The sequence below is a fragment of the Leyella stercorea genome, from assembly GCF_019052365.1.
Taxonomy (GTDB): domain Bacteria; phylum Bacteroidota; class Bacteroidia; order Bacteroidales; family Bacteroidaceae; genus Prevotella.
In genome coordinates this window covers 1-1,484 of the sequence record NZ_JAHQUY010000157.1, presented here as the reverse complement: position 1 = coordinate 1,484, position 1,484 = coordinate 1, and the positions used below count along the sequence as shown (strand labels likewise).

General features: G+C 34.6%; 3 protein-coding genes and 1 pseudogene. All 4 read left to right on the top strand.

What is annotated here, in order from left to right:
* Positions 1-272 (top strand): annotated as a pseudogene (locus KTQ90_RS13310) (ORF6N domain-containing protein); the annotation flags it as partial.
* 26 nt (positions 273-298) lie between these two features.
* A complete protein-coding gene (locus KTQ90_RS13305; RefSeq protein ID WP_157949405.1) occupies positions 299-547 on the top strand; it encodes a hypothetical protein in 249 nt (82 codons plus the stop codon).
* A gap of 23 nt (positions 548-570) precedes the next feature.
* On the top strand, positions 571-837 hold the full coding sequence (locus tag KTQ90_RS13300) for a hypothetical protein (protein WP_217318825.1): 267 nt from the start codon (positions 571-573) through the stop codon (positions 835-837).
* A gap of 106 nt (positions 838-943) precedes the next feature.
* A complete protein-coding gene (locus KTQ90_RS13295; protein WP_217318824.1) occupies positions 944-1,369 on the top strand; it encodes a hypothetical protein in 426 nt (141 codons plus the stop codon).
* Positions 1,370-1,484: the final 115 nt, after the last annotated feature.

Sequence of the window (1,484 nt, the reverse complement as noted above, 5' to 3'; positions counted from 1 at the left end):
TGCTCGATAAAAGAGATAATAACGTGTCTGCAATCATCTACACTCAGCAGATAAGCCGTCAGTTCCAACTCGACATAGACCGTCATAATGCTCAATATGCACCGATTGATGTTGAAACATTTCGTTTATCACATGACCGCTTCCTTTGTATAGACGATGATGTTTATCACATAGGTGCATCCATTAAGGACTTAGGCAAAAAGTGGTTTGGTTTCTCTAAGATGGAGATACTTACACCAGATGAATTGCTGGAAAGGATCAACAGGGAATAAGAATAAATCAGAGCTCTCTATTGAGTATGGAAGAACTTTTCAGATATTATTTGGAGAATATTATTATTCTTCGTATCGGTACAGGCTTACGCTATCTATGGCTACGCTTTGTAAGGCATCGCAAGATTTCTTACCGAACCCTTTATGAAGGTAGTAAATCGAAAAAAGCAACAGAATTATCTAATTTTGATAATGAAATGTCAAATCGGGCATGGGGATGTGGCTTTATTCTTTTTGTGATATTCTTAATTATGTTTTTACGCAGATTTTTATAATAGACATACAGAAAAGAATGATTATGCAACAGACATTGTTTATCGTAATACTTGCCGTTGCCATTGCTTTCGTTTTGGCGTACAGGTGGAAGAAAAAGGCAGAAAACAAAATGGATAATATGAGCCTTAAATATAAAAGCAAGCAGCAAATATTCTTTCTGACGAAAGCTGATATAGTCAAGATGATGACTGTTGTTGAAAGAAAAATTCCTATAAAATATACCCTAATTGGAGCATTTAAACAGGAGACGATAAGAAGAGAAAACACCATATCAAATTTTTCTATATGAATTCACTATGTTTATGTGTAAAAGAATAAAATTTTGGCTTTGCAAACTTCTCTATTCCCATAGAAAAAAGTCTTGTTGCATTTCCTTTTCATCAAAAGGTTTCAAGGTGATAACTCTCTATCGGATTTTTGAGGGATGCCAAGTAGAAGACAAACCAATTATTTTTCTTCCTGCTACAGCATCCGAGGAAGAATTGGCCAATGCGATATTTTTCTGTTTGGATAAAAGTAGTATGGTCATACGAACTTCAATAAATTCCACATCCGCTTATCTGAAGTTTATTAAAGAACGTTCGCTGAAAAGTTACTATCAACAATCCGTGGCTTGCATAGTAAAGTTGAATGTTCAAACAGGCAAAATTCATTTAGAACTTTGGCAACAAGCTGATGATGGTAGAGGAATGACTCCTTGTCATGAACAGAGCCTTATGGCATTTGATGTAAAAGGCAATAGTCAACTTTTCGCCAAGTATGTCATGGAAATCTTAAGAGAAAGATTAGCTTTGAAAAAGGATAAAGTAGCTATAGAATAAACAATAAAAATTGTAGAATGAGAATAAACGTGTGAGTACGGTGCAACGAGTTAAGCAATTACTAACAGTACAATCACCGCAATAATACTATTGATTTTACGTTCTTTTCAAAGAA

What these genes read in the sequence shown, in the direction of transcription:
- KTQ90_RS13305 (WP_157949405.1), top strand. Translation starts at nt 299, where the DNA reads ATGGAAGAACTTTTCAGATATTATTTGGAGAATATTATTATTCTTCGT.
- KTQ90_RS13300 (WP_217318825.1), top strand. Translation starts at nt 571, where the DNA reads ATGCAACAGACATTGTTTATCGTAATACTTGCCGTTGCCATTGCTTTC.